This window comes from Microbacterium resistens, from assembly GCF_021172025.1.
Taxonomy (GTDB): domain Bacteria; phylum Actinomycetota; class Actinomycetes; order Actinomycetales; family Microbacteriaceae; genus Microbacterium; species Microbacterium resistens.
The window spans coordinates 662,472-679,466 of the sequence record NZ_CP082781.1 but is presented as its reverse complement, the minus strand read 5'-3'; the positions used below and the strand labels follow the sequence as shown (position 1 = coordinate 679,466).

17 protein-coding genes are annotated in these 16,995 nt (G+C 72.6%); 12 read left to right on the top strand and 5 right to left on the bottom strand.

The genetic code is table 11. The annotated features are described in order from the left end of the window. Positions 1-25: 25 nt before the first annotated feature. From K8F61_RS03195 to K8F61_RS03160, 8 genes are all read left to right on the top strand, one after another. Complete coding sequence (locus K8F61_RS03195; protein ID WP_231820658.1) at positions 26-1,201, top strand: trans-sulfuration enzyme family protein; 1,176 nt, start codon at positions 26-28, stop codon at positions 1,199-1,201. Positions 1,202-1,298: 97 nt separating this feature from the next. Then, positions 1,299-1,784, top strand: coding sequence for a universal stress protein (locus K8F61_RS03190; protein WP_219086769.1), 486 nt, complete (start codon positions 1,299-1,301; stop codon positions 1,782-1,784). A 97-nt stretch (positions 1,785-1,881) separates the two neighbouring features. After that, positions 1,882-2,094 (top strand): heavy-metal-associated domain-containing protein, encoded by a 213-nt coding sequence (locus K8F61_RS03185; protein WP_231820657.1) that lies wholly within the window; start codon positions 1,882-1,884, stop codon positions 2,092-2,094. Next, entirely contained in the window at positions 2,091-3,038 is a 948-nt protein-coding gene (locus tag K8F61_RS03180) for a heavy-metal-associated domain-containing protein (RefSeq protein ID WP_231820656.1), read from the top strand. The genes K8F61_RS03185 and K8F61_RS03180 overlap by 4 nt, the downstream gene beginning before the upstream one ends. Before the next feature lie 36 nt (positions 3,039-3,074). Beyond that, positions 3,075-5,342 carry a heavy metal translocating P-type ATPase gene (locus tag K8F61_RS03175; protein ID WP_231820655.1) on the top strand — a complete coding sequence of 756 codons (2,268 nt, stop codon included), beginning with the start codon at positions 3,075-3,077 and terminating at the stop codon, positions 5,340-5,342. Positions 5,343-5,388: 46 nt separating this feature from the next. Beyond that, positions 5,389-5,646 (top strand): YHS domain-containing protein, encoded by a 258-nt coding sequence (locus K8F61_RS03170; protein WP_067242764.1) that lies wholly within the window; start codon positions 5,389-5,391, stop codon positions 5,644-5,646. A 100-nt stretch (positions 5,647-5,746) separates the two neighbouring features. After that, complete coding sequence (locus tag K8F61_RS03165) at positions 5,747-6,898, top strand: FAD-dependent oxidoreductase (RefSeq protein WP_231820654.1); 1,152 nt, start codon at positions 5,747-5,749, stop codon at positions 6,896-6,898. 114 nt (positions 6,899-7,012) lie between these two features. Beyond that, positions 7,013-8,431: an MFS transporter gene (locus K8F61_RS03160; protein WP_231820653.1), complete on the top strand. Its 1,419-nt coding sequence runs from the start codon at positions 7,013-7,015 to the stop codon at positions 8,429-8,431. A gap of 73 nt (positions 8,432-8,504) precedes the next feature. Here the strand turns inward: K8F61_RS03160 and K8F61_RS03155 are convergent, their stop codons facing one another. Genes K8F61_RS03155 through K8F61_RS03145 form a run of 3 tightly spaced genes read right to left on the bottom strand, consistent with a single transcriptional unit; the run spans position 8,505 to position 11,261 of the window. Further along, a complete protein-coding gene (locus K8F61_RS03155) occupies positions 8,505-9,308 on the bottom strand; it encodes a DUF1206 domain-containing protein (RefSeq protein ID WP_231820652.1) in 804 nt (267 codons plus the stop codon). A 46-nt stretch (positions 9,309-9,354) separates the two neighbouring features. Further along, complete coding sequence (locus K8F61_RS03150; protein WP_231820651.1) at positions 9,355-10,053, bottom strand: TetR/AcrR family transcriptional regulator; 699 nt, start codon at positions 10,051-10,053, stop codon at positions 9,355-9,357. Next, positions 10,050-11,261, bottom strand: coding sequence for a serine hydrolase domain-containing protein (locus K8F61_RS03145; protein WP_231820650.1), 1,212 nt, complete (start codon positions 11,259-11,261; stop codon positions 10,050-10,052). The genes K8F61_RS03150 and K8F61_RS03145 overlap by 4 nt, the downstream gene beginning before the upstream one ends. Before the next feature lie 105 nt (positions 11,262-11,366). Here K8F61_RS03145 and K8F61_RS03140 point away from each other — a divergent pair, with 105 nt between their 5' ends. Beyond that, entirely contained in the window at positions 11,367-12,152 is a 786-nt protein-coding gene (locus tag K8F61_RS03140; protein WP_231820649.1) for a DNA/RNA non-specific endonuclease, read from the top strand. 45 nt (positions 12,153-12,197) lie between these two features. Here K8F61_RS03140 and K8F61_RS03135 read toward each other — a convergent pair whose 3' ends face one another. Then, the gene (locus K8F61_RS03135) at positions 12,198-12,773 is read right to left on the bottom strand and encodes a TetR/AcrR family transcriptional regulator (protein ID WP_231820648.1); all 576 of its coding nucleotides are present in this window, start codon (positions 12,771-12,773) and stop codon (positions 12,198-12,200) included. Between the two features lie 91 nt (positions 12,774-12,864). On the opposite strand from K8F61_RS03135, the gene K8F61_RS03130 reads away from it, so the two are divergent. Genes K8F61_RS03130 through K8F61_RS03120 form a run of 3 tightly spaced genes read left to right on the top strand, consistent with a single transcriptional unit; the run spans position 12,865 to position 16,102 of the window. Beyond that, entirely contained in the window at positions 12,865-14,118 is a 1,254-nt protein-coding gene (locus tag K8F61_RS03130; RefSeq protein WP_231820647.1) for a carboxylesterase family protein, read from the top strand. 14 nt (positions 14,119-14,132) lie between these two features. Beyond that, positions 14,133-15,296 carry an FAD-dependent oxidoreductase gene (locus K8F61_RS03125; protein WP_231820646.1) on the top strand — a complete coding sequence of 388 codons (1,164 nt, stop codon included), beginning with the start codon at positions 14,133-14,135 and terminating at the stop codon, positions 15,294-15,296. Next, the gene (locus K8F61_RS03120) at positions 15,293-16,102 is read left to right on the top strand and encodes an alpha/beta hydrolase (protein ID WP_231820645.1); all 810 of its coding nucleotides are present in this window, start codon (positions 15,293-15,295) and stop codon (positions 16,100-16,102) included. Before K8F61_RS03125 ends, K8F61_RS03120 begins: the two co-directional genes overlap by 4 nt. A 207-nt stretch (positions 16,103-16,309) precedes the next feature. On the opposite strand, the gene K8F61_RS03115 is transcribed toward K8F61_RS03120, so the two are convergent. Beyond that, positions 16,310-16,768 (bottom strand): GNAT family N-acetyltransferase, encoded by a 459-nt coding sequence (locus tag K8F61_RS03115; protein ID WP_231820644.1) that lies wholly within the window; start codon positions 16,766-16,768, stop codon positions 16,310-16,312. Positions 16,769-16,995: the final 227 nt, after the last annotated feature.

Here is a 16,995-nt window from a genome sequence, read left to right as displayed (position 1 = left end):
GTCCGACCAACCGAGGGAGCCGACCGTGAGCACCACCAGCACCGCCGCCGTGCACGCCGACAAGCCGCTGGCACCGGGACCGTCGGTGGCACGACCGATCTACCAGACGGCGACGTTCTGGGCGGATTCCGCCGAGGAGTTCGCGGCCGCGGCCACGACCCCGCGCGGACACGACTTCTACACCCGGTACGGCAACCCGAACCACGCGCAGGTCGCCGCGGTCGTCGCCGAGTTCGAGGGCACCGAGGCCGCCATGGTGACGGCGTCCGGGATGGCGGCTCTCACGACGGCGGTGCTCGCCCTCGTCTCGGCCGGCGACCACGTCATCGGCCAGCGCTCGACCTACGGGGGCACCGCCTCGGTCCTGATGAACCTCCTCCCCCGCTTCGGCGTCGAGGTCAGCCAGGTGGACCAGACCGACACCGCGGCGTTCGCCCGGGCGATGACGCCGCGCACCCGCCTGGTCCTGGTGGAGACGCCGAGCAACCCGCTGCTGCAGATCACGGACCTGCGCGCGGTCTCCGACATCGCGCACGCGCACGGCGCGCTCGTCCTCGCGGACAACACCTTCGCCACTCCCGTCAACCAGCGCCCGACCGAACACGGCGCGGACGTCGTGTGGCACAGCGCCACGAAGTACCTCGGCGGGCATTCGGACGTGTCCGCCGGGGTCCTCGCCGGGCGCGCGGAGATCCTGGACCGGATCTGGGACGTCGGCGTCCTGACCGGGGCGACGCTGGGCCCGTTCGACGCCTGGCTGCTGCTGCGCGGCATGCGCACACTGCCCCTGCGGATGCCGCGGCACAACGCGAACGGCCTCGCCCTCGCCGAAGCGCTGCATGGTCACCCTGCCGTCTCCCGGGTCCACTACCCGGGGGTGGCGACGCACCCGCAGCACGCCCTCGCCTCCGCGCAGATGTCCGGATTCGGCGGGGTGCTCGGCGTCGAGTTCGCGGGCGGCTACGCCCCGGCGGACGCGTTCCTGTCCCGGCTGCGGTACTTCCGGCGCGCGGCGAGCCTCGGCGGCACCGAGTCCCTCGCCGTCCACCCCGCCTCCATGTGGCGCGGCATGATCGACGACGCGCAGATCGCCGCCTCCGGCGTGCCCCTCGGCCTGGTCCGGCTGGCCGCCGGCATCGAGGAGAGTGACGACCTCGTGCGGGACGTCCTCGCCGCCGCGGAGGCGGTGCACGCCGGATAGGCGCGCCGACGTCCCCCTGCGGGGTATCCTCGGTTCTATACCCCCCTGGGGTATTCGGACGCGCGAGCGACCGGCCATTCGACCGAAGGAGAACCCCATGTCCACCCAGAAGCTGCTGATCGCCTTCGACGGCTCCCCCAACGCGCAGAGCGCGATCGACGCCGCCGCCGACCTCTTCCCCGGCTCGGAGGCGATCGTCTTCTACGCCCGCCAGCCCGTGGAGGCCTTCGCCGCCCACCTGCAGGGCCATCCCCTGATCGAGGAGCTGAAGGGGCTCGACGCCGCCGCCCTCGACTCCTCGGAGCAGGTCGCGGCCGAAGGAGCGCGGCGCGCACGCGATCGGGGCCTGGACGCGACCCCGATGGTGGCCTCCTCCCTCTCGACGGCCTCCGAGGCCATCATCGACGCCGCCGAGGAGCACGACGCGACCCTCATCGTGCTCGGCTCCCGGGGCCTGCGCGGCGTCACGGCCACCCTCCTCGGAAGCACCTCGACCAACGTCCTGCACCATGCGACACGGCCGACACTGGTGATTCCGTCGGACGCGGTGGCCGCTGCCCGGCGAGAGTCCCGCCGGGCCTGACCGCACGCGCACCGGGATTCTCCGGAATACCCCTCCCGGGTATAGTGTTGTCAGCGAGGAACGTACCCGCACGGGGTACCGGCAGAAGGAGATTCCGATGACGTCGACCGAGTACCAGGTGACCGGCATGACCTGCGGCCACTGCGAGCTGTCGATCCGTGAAGAGGTCGGCGAGATCGCCGGTGTCGAGGACATCCAGGTCAGCGCGCAGACGGGCCGCCTCGTGGTCACCTCCACGGAGGAGATCGACGACGCACAGATCCTCGCCGCCGTCGCGGACGCCGGCTACTCGGCGGTGCGCTCGTCATGAGGGCCGGAGCACGACTGGCGCTCTACGGCGCAGGAGTGGCGGCGGCGTTCGGTGCAGCCTTCGGGCTCGCCGGCGTCGTCGTGCCGGACTCCGCCGTCGCCGCCTGGGAGAAGGGCGCCTCCGACGCCCACGGCACGGCGTCCGACGCCGCACACGGCGAGGGCGACGCGACCGCCGGGCACCTGCCCGGCGGTCTGTCCGCGGAGCAGGGCGGGCTGCTGCTCTCCCCGATCGAGGCTCCCGCCGCGCCCGGCGAGGACGGCGTCCTGAGCTTCCGTGTCCTCGACCCGGACGGACAGCCGGTGACCGACTACACGACGGAGCACGACAAGGATCTGCACCTGATGGTCGTGCGCACGGATGGCCAGGGCTTCCGCCACGTCCACCCCGCGCTCGACGACACCGGGACCTGGTCCCTGCCGTGGGCCTGGGAGCAGGCGGGCGCCTACCGCGTGTACGCCGACTTCACCCCCGCGGACGCGGAGGACCCGGTGACCCTGTCGCGCACCGTCACCGTCGGCGGCGACGTCGTCCCCGTCGAGACGTCTCCACAGCGGACGGACGAGGTCGACGGGTACACCGCGACCCTGACCGGGGAGCTGACCGCGGGAACGCCGGGCGATCTCTCGATCGAGATCACCCGCGACGGGGAGCCGGTGACGACGCTCGAACCGTACCTCGGCGCCTTCGGCCACCTGGTCGCGCTGCGGGAGGGCGACCTCGCCTTCCTGCACGTGCACCCGGAGGGCCAGGAGCCCGACGCCGGGCAGAGCGGCGGGCCCGAGATCCGCTTCGCCGCCACGGCGCCCACTGCGGGCCGCTACCTGCTGTACCTCGATTTCCAGATCGACGGACAGGTCCGCACCGCCGAGTTCGTCCTCGATGCCCCGCACGCGGACGCCGACTCGGCAGAACACGACGATTCGCCGTCCGAGGGCCACTGACCCCTGGTCGGCCACGGAGAACGGAGAAGGAAGAGGATGAGCACATCAGCGCCCCCCGCGGGCGGATCCGGCATCGAACTCACGATCGGCGGGATGACCTGCGCCTCCTGCGCGAATCGCATCGAGCGCAAGCTCAACAAGCTCGACGGCGTCACCGCGGCCGTGAACTACGCCACGGAGAAGGCGAAGGTGACCGTCCCCGACGGATACGACCCCGCCCTGCTGATCGCCGAGGTGGAGAAGACCGGATACACCGCGGCGCTTCCCGCGCCGAAGGCCTCCGGCTCGTCCGCCCCGGCGGACGGCGGAGAGGACGACGCCGATCCCGAGCTCACCGCGCTGCGGCACCGGCTCATCGGGTCCATCGTGCTGACCGTGCCGGTCATCGCGATGGCGATGATCCCGGCGCTGCAGTTCACGTACTGGCAGTGGGCGTCCCTCGCCCTCGCGGCGCCCGTGATCGTCTGGGCCGCGTGGCCGTTCCACAGGGCCGCATGGACGAACCTGCGTCACGGCACCGCGACGATGGACACGCTCATCTCGATGGGCACCTCCGTCGCCCTGCTCTGGTCGCTGTACGCGCTGTTCTTCGGCACCGCGGGCACGCCGGGGATGACCCACCCGTTCGAGCTCACGATCGCGCCGTCGGACGGCGCGGCCAACATCTACCTGGAGGTGGGCGCCGGGGTGACGATGTTCATCCTGGCCGGGCGCTACTTCGAGAAGCGCTCCAAGCGCCAGGCCGGCGCTGCCCTCCGCGCGCTGCTGGAGCTCGGCGCGAAGGAGGTGGCCGTCCTCCGCGGCGGCGCCGAGGTCCGCATCCCGATCGAGGAACTGCAGGCGGGCGACGAGTTCGTCGTCCGCCCCGGTGAGAAGATCGCGACCGACGGCGTCGTCGTCTCCGGCACGTCTGCGGTCGACGCGTCCATGCTGACCGGCGAGTCGGTGCCGGTCGAGGTCGGCGAGGGCGACACGGTCGCCGGGGCGACGGTGAACGCGGGCGGACGCCTCGTGGTCCGCGCCACCCGCGTCGGCGCGGACACCCAGCTCGCCCAGATGGCGAAGCTGGTGGAGGACGCCCAGACGGGGAAGGCCGAGGTCCAGCGCCTGGCCGACCGGATCTCCGGCGTCTTCGTCCCCATCGTGATCGTCATCGCGTTCGTGGCCCTCGGCGCCTGGCTCGGCGCCGGGTTCCCCGTCGCCGCCGCCTTCACGGCCGCCGTCGCGGTCCTCGTCATCGCGTGCCCGTGCGCGCTGGGCCTGGCGACGCCGACCGCACTGCTGGTCGGGACCGGCCGGGGCGCGCAGATGGGGATCCTGATCAAGGGGCCGGAGGTCCTCGAGTCCACCCGCCGCGTCGACACGGTCGTGCTCGACAAGACCGGCACGGTGACCACCGGCAAGATGACGCTCGTCGACGTGGTGACCGAGCCGGGCGTGGACCGGGCGCAGCTGCTGCGTCTGGCCGGGGCCCTCGAGGACGCCTCCGAGCACCCGATCGCCCAGGCGATCGCCAAGGCGGCCACCCAGGAGGTCGGATCGCTCCCGGTTCCCGAGGACTTCGCCAACATCGAGGGCAAGGGCGTCCAGGGCATCGTGGAGGGCACGTCCGTCGTCGTCGGGCGGGAGTCCCTGCTCGCCGACTGGTCGCTCCACCTCTCCCGGGAGGTGGCGTCCGCCAAGGCACGCGCCGAGGAGGAGGGCAAGACCGTGGTCGCGATCGGATGGGACGGCGCCGCCCGCGGCGTTCTGGTCGTCGCTGACACGGTGAAGCCGACCAGCGCCGACGCGATCGCTCAGCTCAAGGAGATCGGGCTCACCCCGGTGCTCCTGACCGGCGACAACGAGGCGGTCGCGCACCGTATCGCGGCCGAGGTCGGGATCGAGCACGTGTACGCCGAGGTGCTTCCGCAGGACAAGGTCGACGTGGTCACCCGGCTTCAGCACGAGGGCAAGGTGGTCGCGATGGTCGGCGACGGCGTCAACGACGCCCCGGCGCTCGCCCAGGCCGACCTGGGCCTGGCGATGGGCACGGGCACCGATGTCGCGATCGAGGCGTCCGACATCACGCTGGTCCGCGGAGATCTGCGCAGCGCCGTGGATGCCATCCGGTTGTCGCGGAAGACGCTCAGCACCATCAAGACGAACCTGTTCTGGGCGTTCGCCTACAACGTCGCGGCGATCCCGATCGCGGCCCTCGGCATGCTCAATCCGATGCTCGCAGGAGCGGCGATGGCGTTCTCGAGCGTCTTCGTCGTCGGCAACAGCCTGCGCCTGCGCGGATTCCGCAGCGTCGCGCAGTGACGCCGCGGATCCACCCACCCCTGGAAGAACACGAAAGGAACCCCCGATGACCGAAGACCTCCAGCCGACGTCGAGCTGTTGCAGCACCGGAGCCGGCGGCGCCGCGCGCGTCGAGCTCCTCAGCGCACCGGCCGACGACATGACGACCTGCCCGGTGATGGTCGGCAACCCTGTCAGCAAGAAGGCCGCGGAGGCGGCAGGGCTGTTCCGCGACTACGAAGGCGAGCGGTACTACTTCTGCTGCGCCGGGTGCGGCCCGGCCTTCGATTCGGCCCCGGCCACCTACGCGGCCAACATGGCCTGAACACGCACGGCAGGGGGCGAGGCCGCGGGAGACACCGCGCCTCGCCCCCTGCCTTTGTCGTCCCCTCACCCTTTCCGGTCATCCACACCTGGGAGAACCCATGACCCCCGTTCCCCGCGTCGCCGTCCTCGGGGCCGGCGCCGCCGGAGCCGCCGCGGCCCGCACGCTCGCCGCCCGCGACGACGTCCGCCTCACCGTGTTCACGCCGGCCGGCGAAGGCCCGCTCATCCGGACGCTGCTCCCCTCCGTCGCCTTCGGCCCGCTCGCCCCGGAGCTGGTAGCGATCGGCCTTCCCCAGACCGAGATCGTCGCCGACGCCGCCGTGCGGGTGGACGGCGAGCGGCGCGAGATCGAGCTGTCCTCGGGCCGAACCCTCACCGCCGACGCGATCGTCGTCGCCACGGGAAGCACGGCACGGGAACTCCCACCGGCCCTTCCCGGCCGCGATCACGCCCTCGCCTCCGGGCGCCTGCAGACGCTGCACGGGATCGCCGACGCGGTGCGCATCCGCGACCTGCTCAGCCGCCACCCGGACGGGGCGGACGTCGCCCTCCTCGGCGGCGGCGCGATCGCCGCGGAGACGGCCTCGACCCTCCACCGCGCGGGGCACCGCGTCACGCTGATCGCGCGCAGCGACGTCCCGGGGCGGGCCGCATTCGGCGACGAGATCGCCGAACTCCTCGCCCGCGTACACCGGGAGCGCGTGCGGACGCTCCTCGGCCGCATCCTGATCCGGCTCGACGCCGGCGACGAGGGCGTCATCCTCGCCCTCGACGACGGGACCACCGTGCGCGCGGATCTGGTCTTGGCCGCGCTCGGGTCCGTCCCCTCCGCCCCCTCGCCGTGGACCGGCGGGGTCGATGTCGACGCCGGTCTGCGCACCCCCTATCCGGGCGTGTACGCGGCCGGAGGGGTCGCTCGTCACCACGACGATCTGCCCGGCCCCTGGCGGATCGATCACTGGGAGGAATCCGCGGCGCAGGGCGCCCATGCGGCACGTGCCGTCCTCGCGGACCTGGGCCGGGGCGAGGATCCGGGGCCCTACCGCCCGCGGAGCCCGTTCACCGCCATGGTCCACGGGCTCGCCGTCTCCGGGGCCGGGCTGCTGTCCTCTCCCGGAACGCGCGACGCGGGCGACGCGTTCGTCATTCGACACCTGCGGGGAGGTCGCCTCATCGGTCTCGGCGCCGTCGACGCCGTGGGCGCGGTCCTGGCCGCGGCGCCCACGCTGCACGAGGAGCCGGAGCGGTGACGCTCCGCGCGCCCGGATCGCCAGATTCGGGAATACCCTACCCCCCTAGGGTATTATCCTCTGTCGGGACCAATCCGGTCCGCACACTCGTCAACGAACCGAACGGAGTTCGCCGTGTCTTCCCCAACCATTAAGAGCACGACGCGCTGGTGGGGCCTCGCCATCATCGCCCTGGCGCAGTTCATGGTCATCATGGACGCATCGATCATCGGCGTCGCGCTCCCCCAGATGCAGAAGGACCTCGGCTTCACGCCCCACGACCTCTCCTGGGTGTTCAACGCGTACGTCATCGCCCTCGGCGGCCTGCTGCTGCTCGGCGGCCGCCTGTCCGATCTGTTCGGTCCGCGAAGGATGTTCGCCGCGGGCTGGGTGATCCTCGCCATCGGCTCCCTGGTCGCCGGCTTCGCCGGGGACGTCCCCGTCGAGCTCATCGGCCGCGTCCTCCAGGGCGTCGGGTCCGCACTGATCGCCCCGGCCGCACTGACGCTGCTCATGATGCTCTTCGGATCGGATCCCCGCGAGCTCACGAAGGCGATGGCGTTCTACGGCGCCGCGGCTCCCGCGGGCGGCACCGCCGGCGTGTTCCTCGGCGGAGTGATCACCGAGTTCGCCTCCTGGCCGTGGGTGTTCTTCATCAACGTCCCGATCGCCGCGCTGGTGCTGCTGCTGATGTGGCGCGCGCTGCCCTCCGGCAAGGTCGGCGCCCGCGGGTCGGTCGACGTGATCGGCGCGCTGACCGTCACTCTCGGCCTCGCCGCGCTCGTCTACGGGATCGTCCGAGCCGAGGTGGCCGGGTGGGGATCCGCCGAGACGTGGATCGCGATCGGGGCCGGCGTGGTGCTGCTGGTGCTGTTCCTCATCATCCAGCGCGTCAAGCGCGAGCCGCTGATGCGGCTGTCCATCTTCCGCTCGCCGAACCTCGGCGCCGCGAACCTGGCGCAGGTCCTCCTCGGGGCCGCCTGGGTGCCCATGTGGTTCTTCCTGAACCTGTACCTGCAGCAGGTGCTGGGCTTCAGCGCCTTCCCCGCCGGCGCCGCACTGCTGCCGATGACCGTGCTCATCATGCTGGGCATGATCGTGCTCGCCCCGCGGATCATGGCGGCGTTCGGTCCCAAGGCCCCGATCGTGGTGGGCCTGCTGATCCTCTCCGCCGGCCTGGTGTGGATGGCCTTCATCCGCCCCGACGGCAACTACTGGGTGGACGCGTTCGGCCCGTCGCTGGTCGTCGCGTTCGGACAGGCGCTGGCGTTCATCCCGTCGCTGCAGATCGCCATCTCGGCGGCCCCGCCGGAGGAGGGAGGCCTCGCCTCGGGCATCGTGAACACCAGCTACCAGGTCGGATCCGCGATCGGGCTCGCCGTGGTCGCGGCCGTCGCCGCGGGGTTCGGGGCGGGGCAGCTCGGCGACCCGGTGGCGCTGACGGGCGGATACTCGGCCGCGTTCGTGACGGCGGCGATCATCGCCCTCGCCGGCGCGCTCCTCACGGCGATCCTGTACCGGACGCACCGCCACGACGCTGCCCTGCGCGGCTGACACGCACAGCGGTCGAGGAGGGGACCGGCGCCCGGCGCGCCGGTCCCCTCCTCGCCGTCCGGAGCCGGAGGTGCTACATCCTGGCGTACCGGGCGCGTGCGAGGCAGAACAGCCCGTACGCCACCAGCCCCGCCCCGACGGCCCACAGCAGCGCCCGCCCGAACGGCAGCGCCGCGATCCGATGCAGCGCGCCATCGAGGCCGGACGCCTGGGACGGATCACGCGTCAACGCCGACATGACGAACAGCGCGCCGGTCGCTGCCACGGCGACCCCCTTGGCGACGTAGCCCACCACGCCCACGGCCACCGTGATCCTGCGAGCGATCCGGCCGGCGGGCAGGCGCATCGTCTTCTCGAACCCTCGAGTGACGCCCGCGACGCCGAACCCCGCCCCGGTAACGAACACCCCCGCCCCGACGAGCACGAGCAGCACGACGCCGCCCGGCGTGGACAGGACCCCGGCGCTCACTCCCTGGGACGTCTCCTCCGACTCCGCGCGCCCTCCGAGCGCGATCACCGCGGCGGTGGCGGCGATAGCGAGGTACGCGACGGCGGCTCCCACGAGGACCACGCGCCGAGCCCAGGTGCGAGCCTCGCCGTCCCGGACCGTCACGACGGCGGAGACGAGCTGCCAGACCGCCAGCACGACGAGCCCGGCGGCGACCGCCCAGAGCAGGAGCCCGCCGATCGGGAGCCTTCGGATCCCCTCCAAAGCGCCGTCCTGGTCGGCGTCGCCGCCCGCCCCGACCGCGACGGACAGCGCGATGGCACCGATCATGAGATGCACCAGTCCCAGCACGACGTATCCGGCGCGGGCCGTCCGCCGAAAGGCCGTCGACCGGCGGGCGGCGCGGGCGGCGCCTCGGGGAGTCTTCACGGGGGCAGGGTACCGGGCGCCGTCGCCGCAGGCAGGGCCCTTGCGCTCACCGGAACGGGGCCTCCCGCGTGCTCAGCCGGAACCGGAGGCCGTCGAGCACGAGCGCGAGCGAGGTCTCGAAAACCTCGTCGTCGCCGATGCCCACCAGCTGCGGAGCGGCCGCCGCGAGGTGCGGATACTCCGCGGGCGAGGCGCGCAGGTAGTCATGGCCGAGGGCGAGCCGATCGCCCGCACGGGACTCCGGATCCAGCAGGGAGGCAGAGGCCTCGTAGGCGCTGACCGCGAACACCAGATCCGTGAGGACCCGGTAGAGCACCACGGCCTCCCTGCCCCGGAACCCCGCACGCTCCAGGGTGGCGAGGACCAGGTCGGCGCCGCGGAACTCCGCGGGGCTGCGCGTGATCCGTGTGGCGACGAGCACCGCGACGGCCGGCTGCACGAGGCACGCGCGGCGCAGGCGACGGGCAAGATCGCGAAACGTCTCGGCCCAGTCCGGCCCCGGCGCGACGTCGGCGATGGCCCCGTCGAGCATCCGCTCCGCCATCGCGAGAACGATCTCGTCCTTCGACGCGAAATGCCGCAGCACCGCGGTGTGGTCGGCGCCGAGCACGGTCCCGAGCCGGCGAAGCGTGAGGGCCGCCGGCCCGCCGGCCACGACGATGCGCGTCGCGGCGTCGAGGATGCCCGCCCTCGTGAGGGTCGCCCTCGCCCGACGCCCCGGCGCCCGGCCCGACGCCCCGCTCATCGTCGCTCCACGGCGGCGACCACCGCGGACAGCGCCGCACAGGTCTCCCGGTCCCTGGCGGCGTCGTCGGGGTCGTTCCACGCGCTGGTCTTGACGATCACGGTCTCCGAGTCCGGGTCGACCCACAGGTACTGCCCGTGCACGCCCAGGCCGGTGAAGGCCCGCCGTTCGCCTCCGAGCGTCCACCACTGGTTGGCATAGCCGTAGTGCGGGTATCCGCCGCCGGCGTCGATCGCGCCGACCTGGAGCGCGGGCAGCTCCGAGCCCCGGCTGCGCGCGACCCACTCCGCGGGGACGATCTGCTGACCGTCCAGGCGCCCCGCCGAGGCCATCACCGTGCCCACCCGCGCCACGTCGCGGACCGTGGCGTTCAGCGAGCCCCCGCCGAGCGCCGTCCTCGGGCGACCCCGGGTGAGGAAGTAGAAGGCATCGGCCTCCGCCCCGATCGGCCCCCAGAGCCGCTCCTCCGCATAGCGCGCGAGCGTCTTCCCGGTCGCCGCCTCGAGGATCCAGCCGATGACGTGCGAATCCAGCGTCGAGTACATGAACGACGCGCCCGGAGCGCGAAGACGCGGGGTAGAGCGGATGACGTCGAGCACCGATCCCCCCGTCGTCACCGCGGCCTCGAAGCGGCGGACGGGCGCGTCGGGGACCGTCCAGTCCTCCAGGTCGCCGACGCCGCTGGTCATGTCGAGGAGATGCGCGAGCGTGACCCCGTCATACCCGGATCCCCGCAGCTGGGGCAGATGATCCACCACCTGGTCCGTGACGGCGCCGATCTCGCCGCGCTCGAGCGCGATCCCGACGAGCATCGACGTCACGGACTTCGTCAGCGAGAACAGCTGGAAGCGGGTCTTCGGACCCGCCCACGGCCCGCGGTACTCCTCGTGCAGCACCTCGCCGCGATGGACGACGAGGAATCCCCTGGTGTGCGTGCGGCGGTGCAGATCGTCGAGGGAGTACGTCGCGCCCTCGTGCCGGTAGCGCAGCGCCCGCGTCGAAAGACCGACCCGGGCCCGCGGCAGCGGCCGCACGCTGTCGCTCCGGCGCACGAGCTCGCGGGGCATCAGCGTATCCATGTGCGTGAACGTCCACGAGTTCAGCGGGCGACGCGCGGCGATCTCCCCCTGGTGGCGCCACAGCCACGCTCCCCCGGCCGCGGCCGCCGTCGCGACGCCCAGCGCGCCCATCACTCTGCCGATCGTCATCCAGCTTCCTCTCCCGTGCGGGTCGTGGATCCCAGTGTATGTCACCGCTGGTGACACCGCCGTGGACTGCTTTTCCGCGAGCGCCGGATCCGACACGATGGGGAGATGACCGAGGGCTACGATGCCGAGTTCCTGACCGCCGCCGTCCCCCTGCCGTCGCCGCCCGTCCCGGTGCGCCGCCTCGACTACCCCCGCTTCACGGTGCTGCTCGCTCCCGAGCGCCGCCTGGCCGCCGTGACCGGCGTGAACATCGACGGTCCCCACCTCCAGGACCTGCCGCGCGACGGCGACTGGCATCTCGATCCGCGCCTGCCCGCCCACGAGCAGACGGGGGCGGAGGTCTACTCCGGCAACGATCTCGATCGCGGCCACCTCGTGCGTCGTCGGGATCCGGGATGGGGCGATGCGGATCAGGCGCGGGCAGCGATGCGCGCGACCTTCGCCTACCCGAACGCCGCGCCCCAGGCCGCCGGCTTCAACCAGTCACCTCTGCTCTGGCTGGGCCTGGAGGACCACGTGCTCCGGTACGCGGAGGCCACCGCTCAGCGGGTCTCCGTCTTCACCGCGCCGGTCCTCGCCGACGACGACCCTCCGTACCGGGGCATCCGCGTCCCGCTGCGGTTCTGGAAGATCGCGGCGTGGAGCGGACCGACAGGACTCGCGTCCGCGGGCTTCGTCCTCGATCAGTCCGACCTCGTCGACACCACGGATGCGAGGATCGCACCGCCCGCCCTGGGCGCCTTTCGCACCTTCCAGGTGCCCGTCGGGGACATCGCCGCCCTCGCCGGTCTCGACGCCGGACCGCTGACCGACGCGGACGTCCTCACTCGGACGACGACCCGCCCGCTGTCCTGGCGCCCGCTCTCGGACGTCCGCGACATCAGGCTCTGACCGCAGGATCCCGACGTCGGACGCGTCCCGACTCCGTCTCCGGGATCATCGCGCGACGCCGCGGAGGACGACGGACACGGCCCGCTCGGCCAGCGTGTCGGGCATCTCCCCCTCGAACTGCGTCACGTACAGATGCACGACTCCCCCGAGCATCGCGATCACCAGCCGCGGGTCGGTGTCGGGCCGCAGTCGGCCGGCCGCGATGCCACGGCGCACGATCTCCTCCGAGGCGGCCATCCGCACCTCCCAGAACCCTGCCCGCGCCGTGGCGACATCGGGATCGTCCGCGAGCGAGCTGCTCCGAACGAGCCCCGCGCCGATCGGCGAGCGACAGAACGCGACGAGCGATTCCACGAAGGTCGTGAGGTCCCGTTCCACGTCGCCGGTGTCCGGGATCGAGATCCGCTCGTCGACCTGCGAGAGCAGCGCGTCCAGCAGCAGCTGCGGCAGCGTTCTCCAGCGCCGGTAGATCGACGTCTCGTGGACGCCCGCCGCCTGCGCGACGTCGGAGATCCGCACCTGGTCGATCCCCTCGCGCTCGATGCGCTCCATCGTCGCGTCGATCACCGCACGACGCAGCGCCTCGCCGCGCTTCTGCTTGGTCGGGAGGGATGAGGCCATGCCCGGATCTTAACGCAAGCTGTCTTGCGTTACCCAGTCGGAACCTCTAGTCTCGCCATAACGCAAGTGGACTTGCGTTGAGAGGAGGGCGATGATGCTTCCCGTCCGCGTGCACCGCGGCATCCCCTACGCCCAGGCGGAGCGGTTCGGCCGCCCCGCGCCGGTGCCCGCCGGGCCGCCCGTCCCCGGCGGGATCTCCGTCGAAGCACCGCAGCAGCCCAGTCGTCTGGCCCTGGTGATGGGTACCGCGGCGCCGCTGGAGCAGCAGGAGGACTGCCTCGAGCTCGCGATCTTCGCGCCCGTCTCCGTCGATCCGACCCCCCTCCCCGTCCTCGTGTGGCTTCACGGCGGGGCCTACCTCACCGGGTCCGGGGGCTGGAACCTCTACGACGCGACCGCGCTCGCGGCGCGCGGCCCGATGGTCGTGGTGGCGGTGAGCCATCGCCTCGGACTGCTCGGCTACGCCCCGGTCCCCGGGATCAGCGCCGGGAACCGCGGCCTGGCGGACCAGATCGCGGCGCTGGGGTGGGTGCAGCGACACATCGCCTCGTACGGCGGTGACCCCCGCCGCGTCACGGTGGCGGGCCAGTCCGCGGGCGCGCAGGCGATCGTGGCGATGCTGGGCATCGATGGGACGCGGGGGCTGTTCCGTCGTGCCGTCGTGCAGAGCGCGCCGATCGGACTCGGCTTCCATTCCGCCGCGGATGCCGCGCGCGTCGCCGCGACCGTCGCCGCGAACGCCGGGACGGATCTGACGACGTGCTCGGTCGAGGACGTGCTGGCGACGCAGGAGCGCGCGGCCGGGGCCCTCGCCGGTGCGGGCCTGCTGCGCGCCGCGCCGCCCTTCCAACCGGTCTGGGGCGTCGACCCCCTGCCGGAACCGGAGGTCTGGCAACAGGCCGTCGACGCACGGATCCCCGACGTCGAACTGCTGATCGGCACCACGGCCGACGAGGCCGCGGCGTTCGTCGCGAATCCGCACGACCCCGGGTCCGAGGAGGCGGACGCCGCGAACCGCCTGCGACAGATGATGACGCAGACGGTCTTCGCACAGGGGGCGACGGAGCTGGCCGATCGCTGGTCCGAGAACCGCGGACGCGCCCACCTGTACCGGTTCGAGAGGCACGGTGACGCCAACCCTCTCGGCGCCTGTCACTGCTTCGAGCTCCCGCTGCTCTTCGGCGCCCCCGAGGACTGGCAGGACGCGCCGATGCTCGCGGGGATCCCGCCGCAGCGGACCGCCGAAGCGCGGGCGTCCGTGCAGACGCGATGGGCCGGTTTCGTCCGCGACGGCGATCCGGGCTGGGACGCGCACGCCGTCGGCCGCCCGCCGCAGGCGCTCTGATCGGAGGCGTGGACGTGTCCGAAGCAGGCACCGCAGAGGTGGTCGGCGGCGGGATCGCCGGCCTCAGCACGGCGATCGCGCTCGCGCAGCGCGGGTGGCGCGTCACGCTGCATGAGCGACAGGACCGGATCCGCGCCGTCGGCGCCGGGATCTATCTCTGGGACAACGGGCTGGCCGCTCTGGAGAGCCTGGGCGCGTTCGACGACGCCACCCGGGGAGCGCGGATCGCACCGGCGGTCGAGGCACGCTCGCGTCTCGGGCGCACGCTGTACCGCATCCCGATCAACGCCGAGGGGCGCACCCGCTGCTTCACGGTGCTGCGGGAGACGCTGATCGACGCGCTCCGATCGGCGGCCGAGGCGTCCGCCGTCGACCTGCGCACGACCTCGACCTGCCTGGACGTCGATCCCGCGGGCACGCTCACCCTGGCCGACGAAGAGCGGCGTGCGGACCTGATCGTCTGCGCCGACGGGGTCGGGTCTCGTCTGCGCGATCGTCTCGGCCTCCTCCGGGAGCGGGTGCAGATGCGCCAGGGAGCGGCGCGCATGATGATCCGCACGACCCCCGGCGACGACCTCGACGCGCACGCGGAGTACTTCGGCCCGCGCCGGCGCGTCCTCGTGACGCCGTGCACGCCTGAGCTCACGTACGTGGCGCTCGTCAGCGAGGCCGGAGACGACAGGGGCGCGGGGTCGGGTCCGGCGCACGGCTGGGAGCGGGACTTCCCGGCGCTCGACTCCCTGCTGCGCGCCGAGCCCGTGGCGGTGGTGCCCTGGTCCCGATTCGAGCTGGTCCGGCTCACCGCGTGGTCTCGGGGTCGTGTCGCCGTCCTCGGCGACGCCGCCCACGCCCAGCCGCCGTACCTCGGCCAGGGCGGCGGGACGGCGATGATGAACGCCCTGTCGCTGGCCCACGCCGTCACCGGCGCACCGGACATGCCGAACGCCCTCCGGGTCTGGGAGCGGCGCCAGCGGCCTGCGGTGGAACGGACCCAGCTGACGTCGTTCCGCATGCGCGGTCTCGACCGGCTGCCGAACGCGCCGAGGTCGGCGCTGCTGCGCGCGGCCGGGGTGCTCCCCGGCGTCCAGAGGTCCGCCCTGGCGGCGACCAGGGAGCGGCCGGCGATCGGCGCCCGGTCCGCACCCGTCCTCAGAGAAACGACAGGAGACACCCCATGATCACGACGATGCGCGTAGGAGACGTGGACATCGCGTTCGACGACCAGGGCTACGCCCCGCATGCCCCGGCGATTGTGCTGCTGAACGGTTGGGCGCACGACCACCGCGCCTGGACCGGCCTGCTGCCCCTGCTTCGGGACGACTTCCGAGTGATCCGCGTCTGCTGGCGCGGTCACGGCCCCGACCGCACCCCACGGGGCGACTTCGGCGTCGCGGAACAGACCGCCGACACGATCGGGCTCCTCGACGCCCTGGACGTGGAGAGCTTCGCCCCCCTCTCCCACGCGCACGGCGGATGGGTGGGACTGGAGATGGCGGAGCGGCTCGGCCCCGACCGGGTGCCCGCCGTGATCCTCCTGGACCTGATCATGACCCCTCCGCCGGCCGAGTTCGCCGCGGGGGTCGCCGCCCTGCAGGACCGCGCCACCTGGAAGGCGGCCAGGGACGGCCTGCTCCAGTCATGGCTCGACGGCAGCACGAACCAGGCGGTCCTGGACCATGTGCGTTTCGACGCGGGCGGGTTCGGGTACGACATGTGGGCGCGCTCGGGCCGTGAGGTGCAGGCCGCCTACGCACAGTGGGGCTCGCCGATGGGGCGCATGTCCCAGCTGTCCGCGCCACGACCGATCCGGCACGTCTTCAGCCACCCGAAGGACGAGGCGTACGACCGCCTGCACGCGGAGTACGCGGCGGCCAACCCGTGGTTCAGCTATGCACGGCTCGACGGTGAGACCCACTTCCCCGGCATCGAGCTGCCCGGAGAGGTCGCGGCCCAGACCCGGGAGGTGCTGCAGAGCATCGCCTGACGAACGGTGCGGACGCCTCCGGGTGTCGCACAGAGGACGGACGCGCGGTCCGGCCGGGAGAGCCCGACTCCCGGCCGGCACCGCGCGTCTTCTCTTCCTCGCCGGACGGCTTCCCGGATGGCCGGCCCGCGGTCCGGCTGACGGGAGGCGCGATGTCGCGCAAGCAGGTCCTCCGCGGGACGGGAACCGCGACACCCGACGCCGCCGCTACCGCAGGCGCTTGCGGAGGAAGATCTGGGCCGTGCCGTCTCCCTGGTCGATCCGCTCGGCCTCCCGGTAGCCGCAGTCGGTGTACAGCGCGATGTTGGCCTCGCTGAGACTGCCGGTGAAGAGCTCGGCCTCGGCGCAGTCGGTGTCCGCCTCGATCGCCTCGAGAAGCCGCCGGCCGATGCCTTCCCCCTGGACGTCGGGTGCGACGGCGATCCGACCGATCTGCAGCACCCCGTCCCGCTCGCGTGCGCGGACGGCGCCGACGATCCGGTTCGCAAGGACGGCGACGAATCCCTGCGCATCCCGCAGCTCCGCCTCGACCTGCTCCAGGGTCTGGGTCAGCGCCGGCTGATCCGGGTCCCGATACACGAGCGCCTCCGAGACGAACGCCGCGCGCTGGAGGGTGAGCACCTCGCCCGCGTCTTCCGGCGTGATGCGTCTGATCTGGATCGCCATCTGGTCCCTTCCTCACGGTGCGCCAGCCACGATATCGAGCGCGCCGAGGATCCGCCCGGGGGTCGACCTCCCCGGTCGTTCGCGATATGCGGCGCAGCCCTCCGCGGGATCCGCCGACCCCCTCCCAGGACCGACGAACGTGCGGTGACGCCCGCTCAGCCGTTCCTCCCGAGCCCGATCCTTGCCGTGAAGCCGTGAGCGACATAGGGTTCTGTTAACAGAACGGA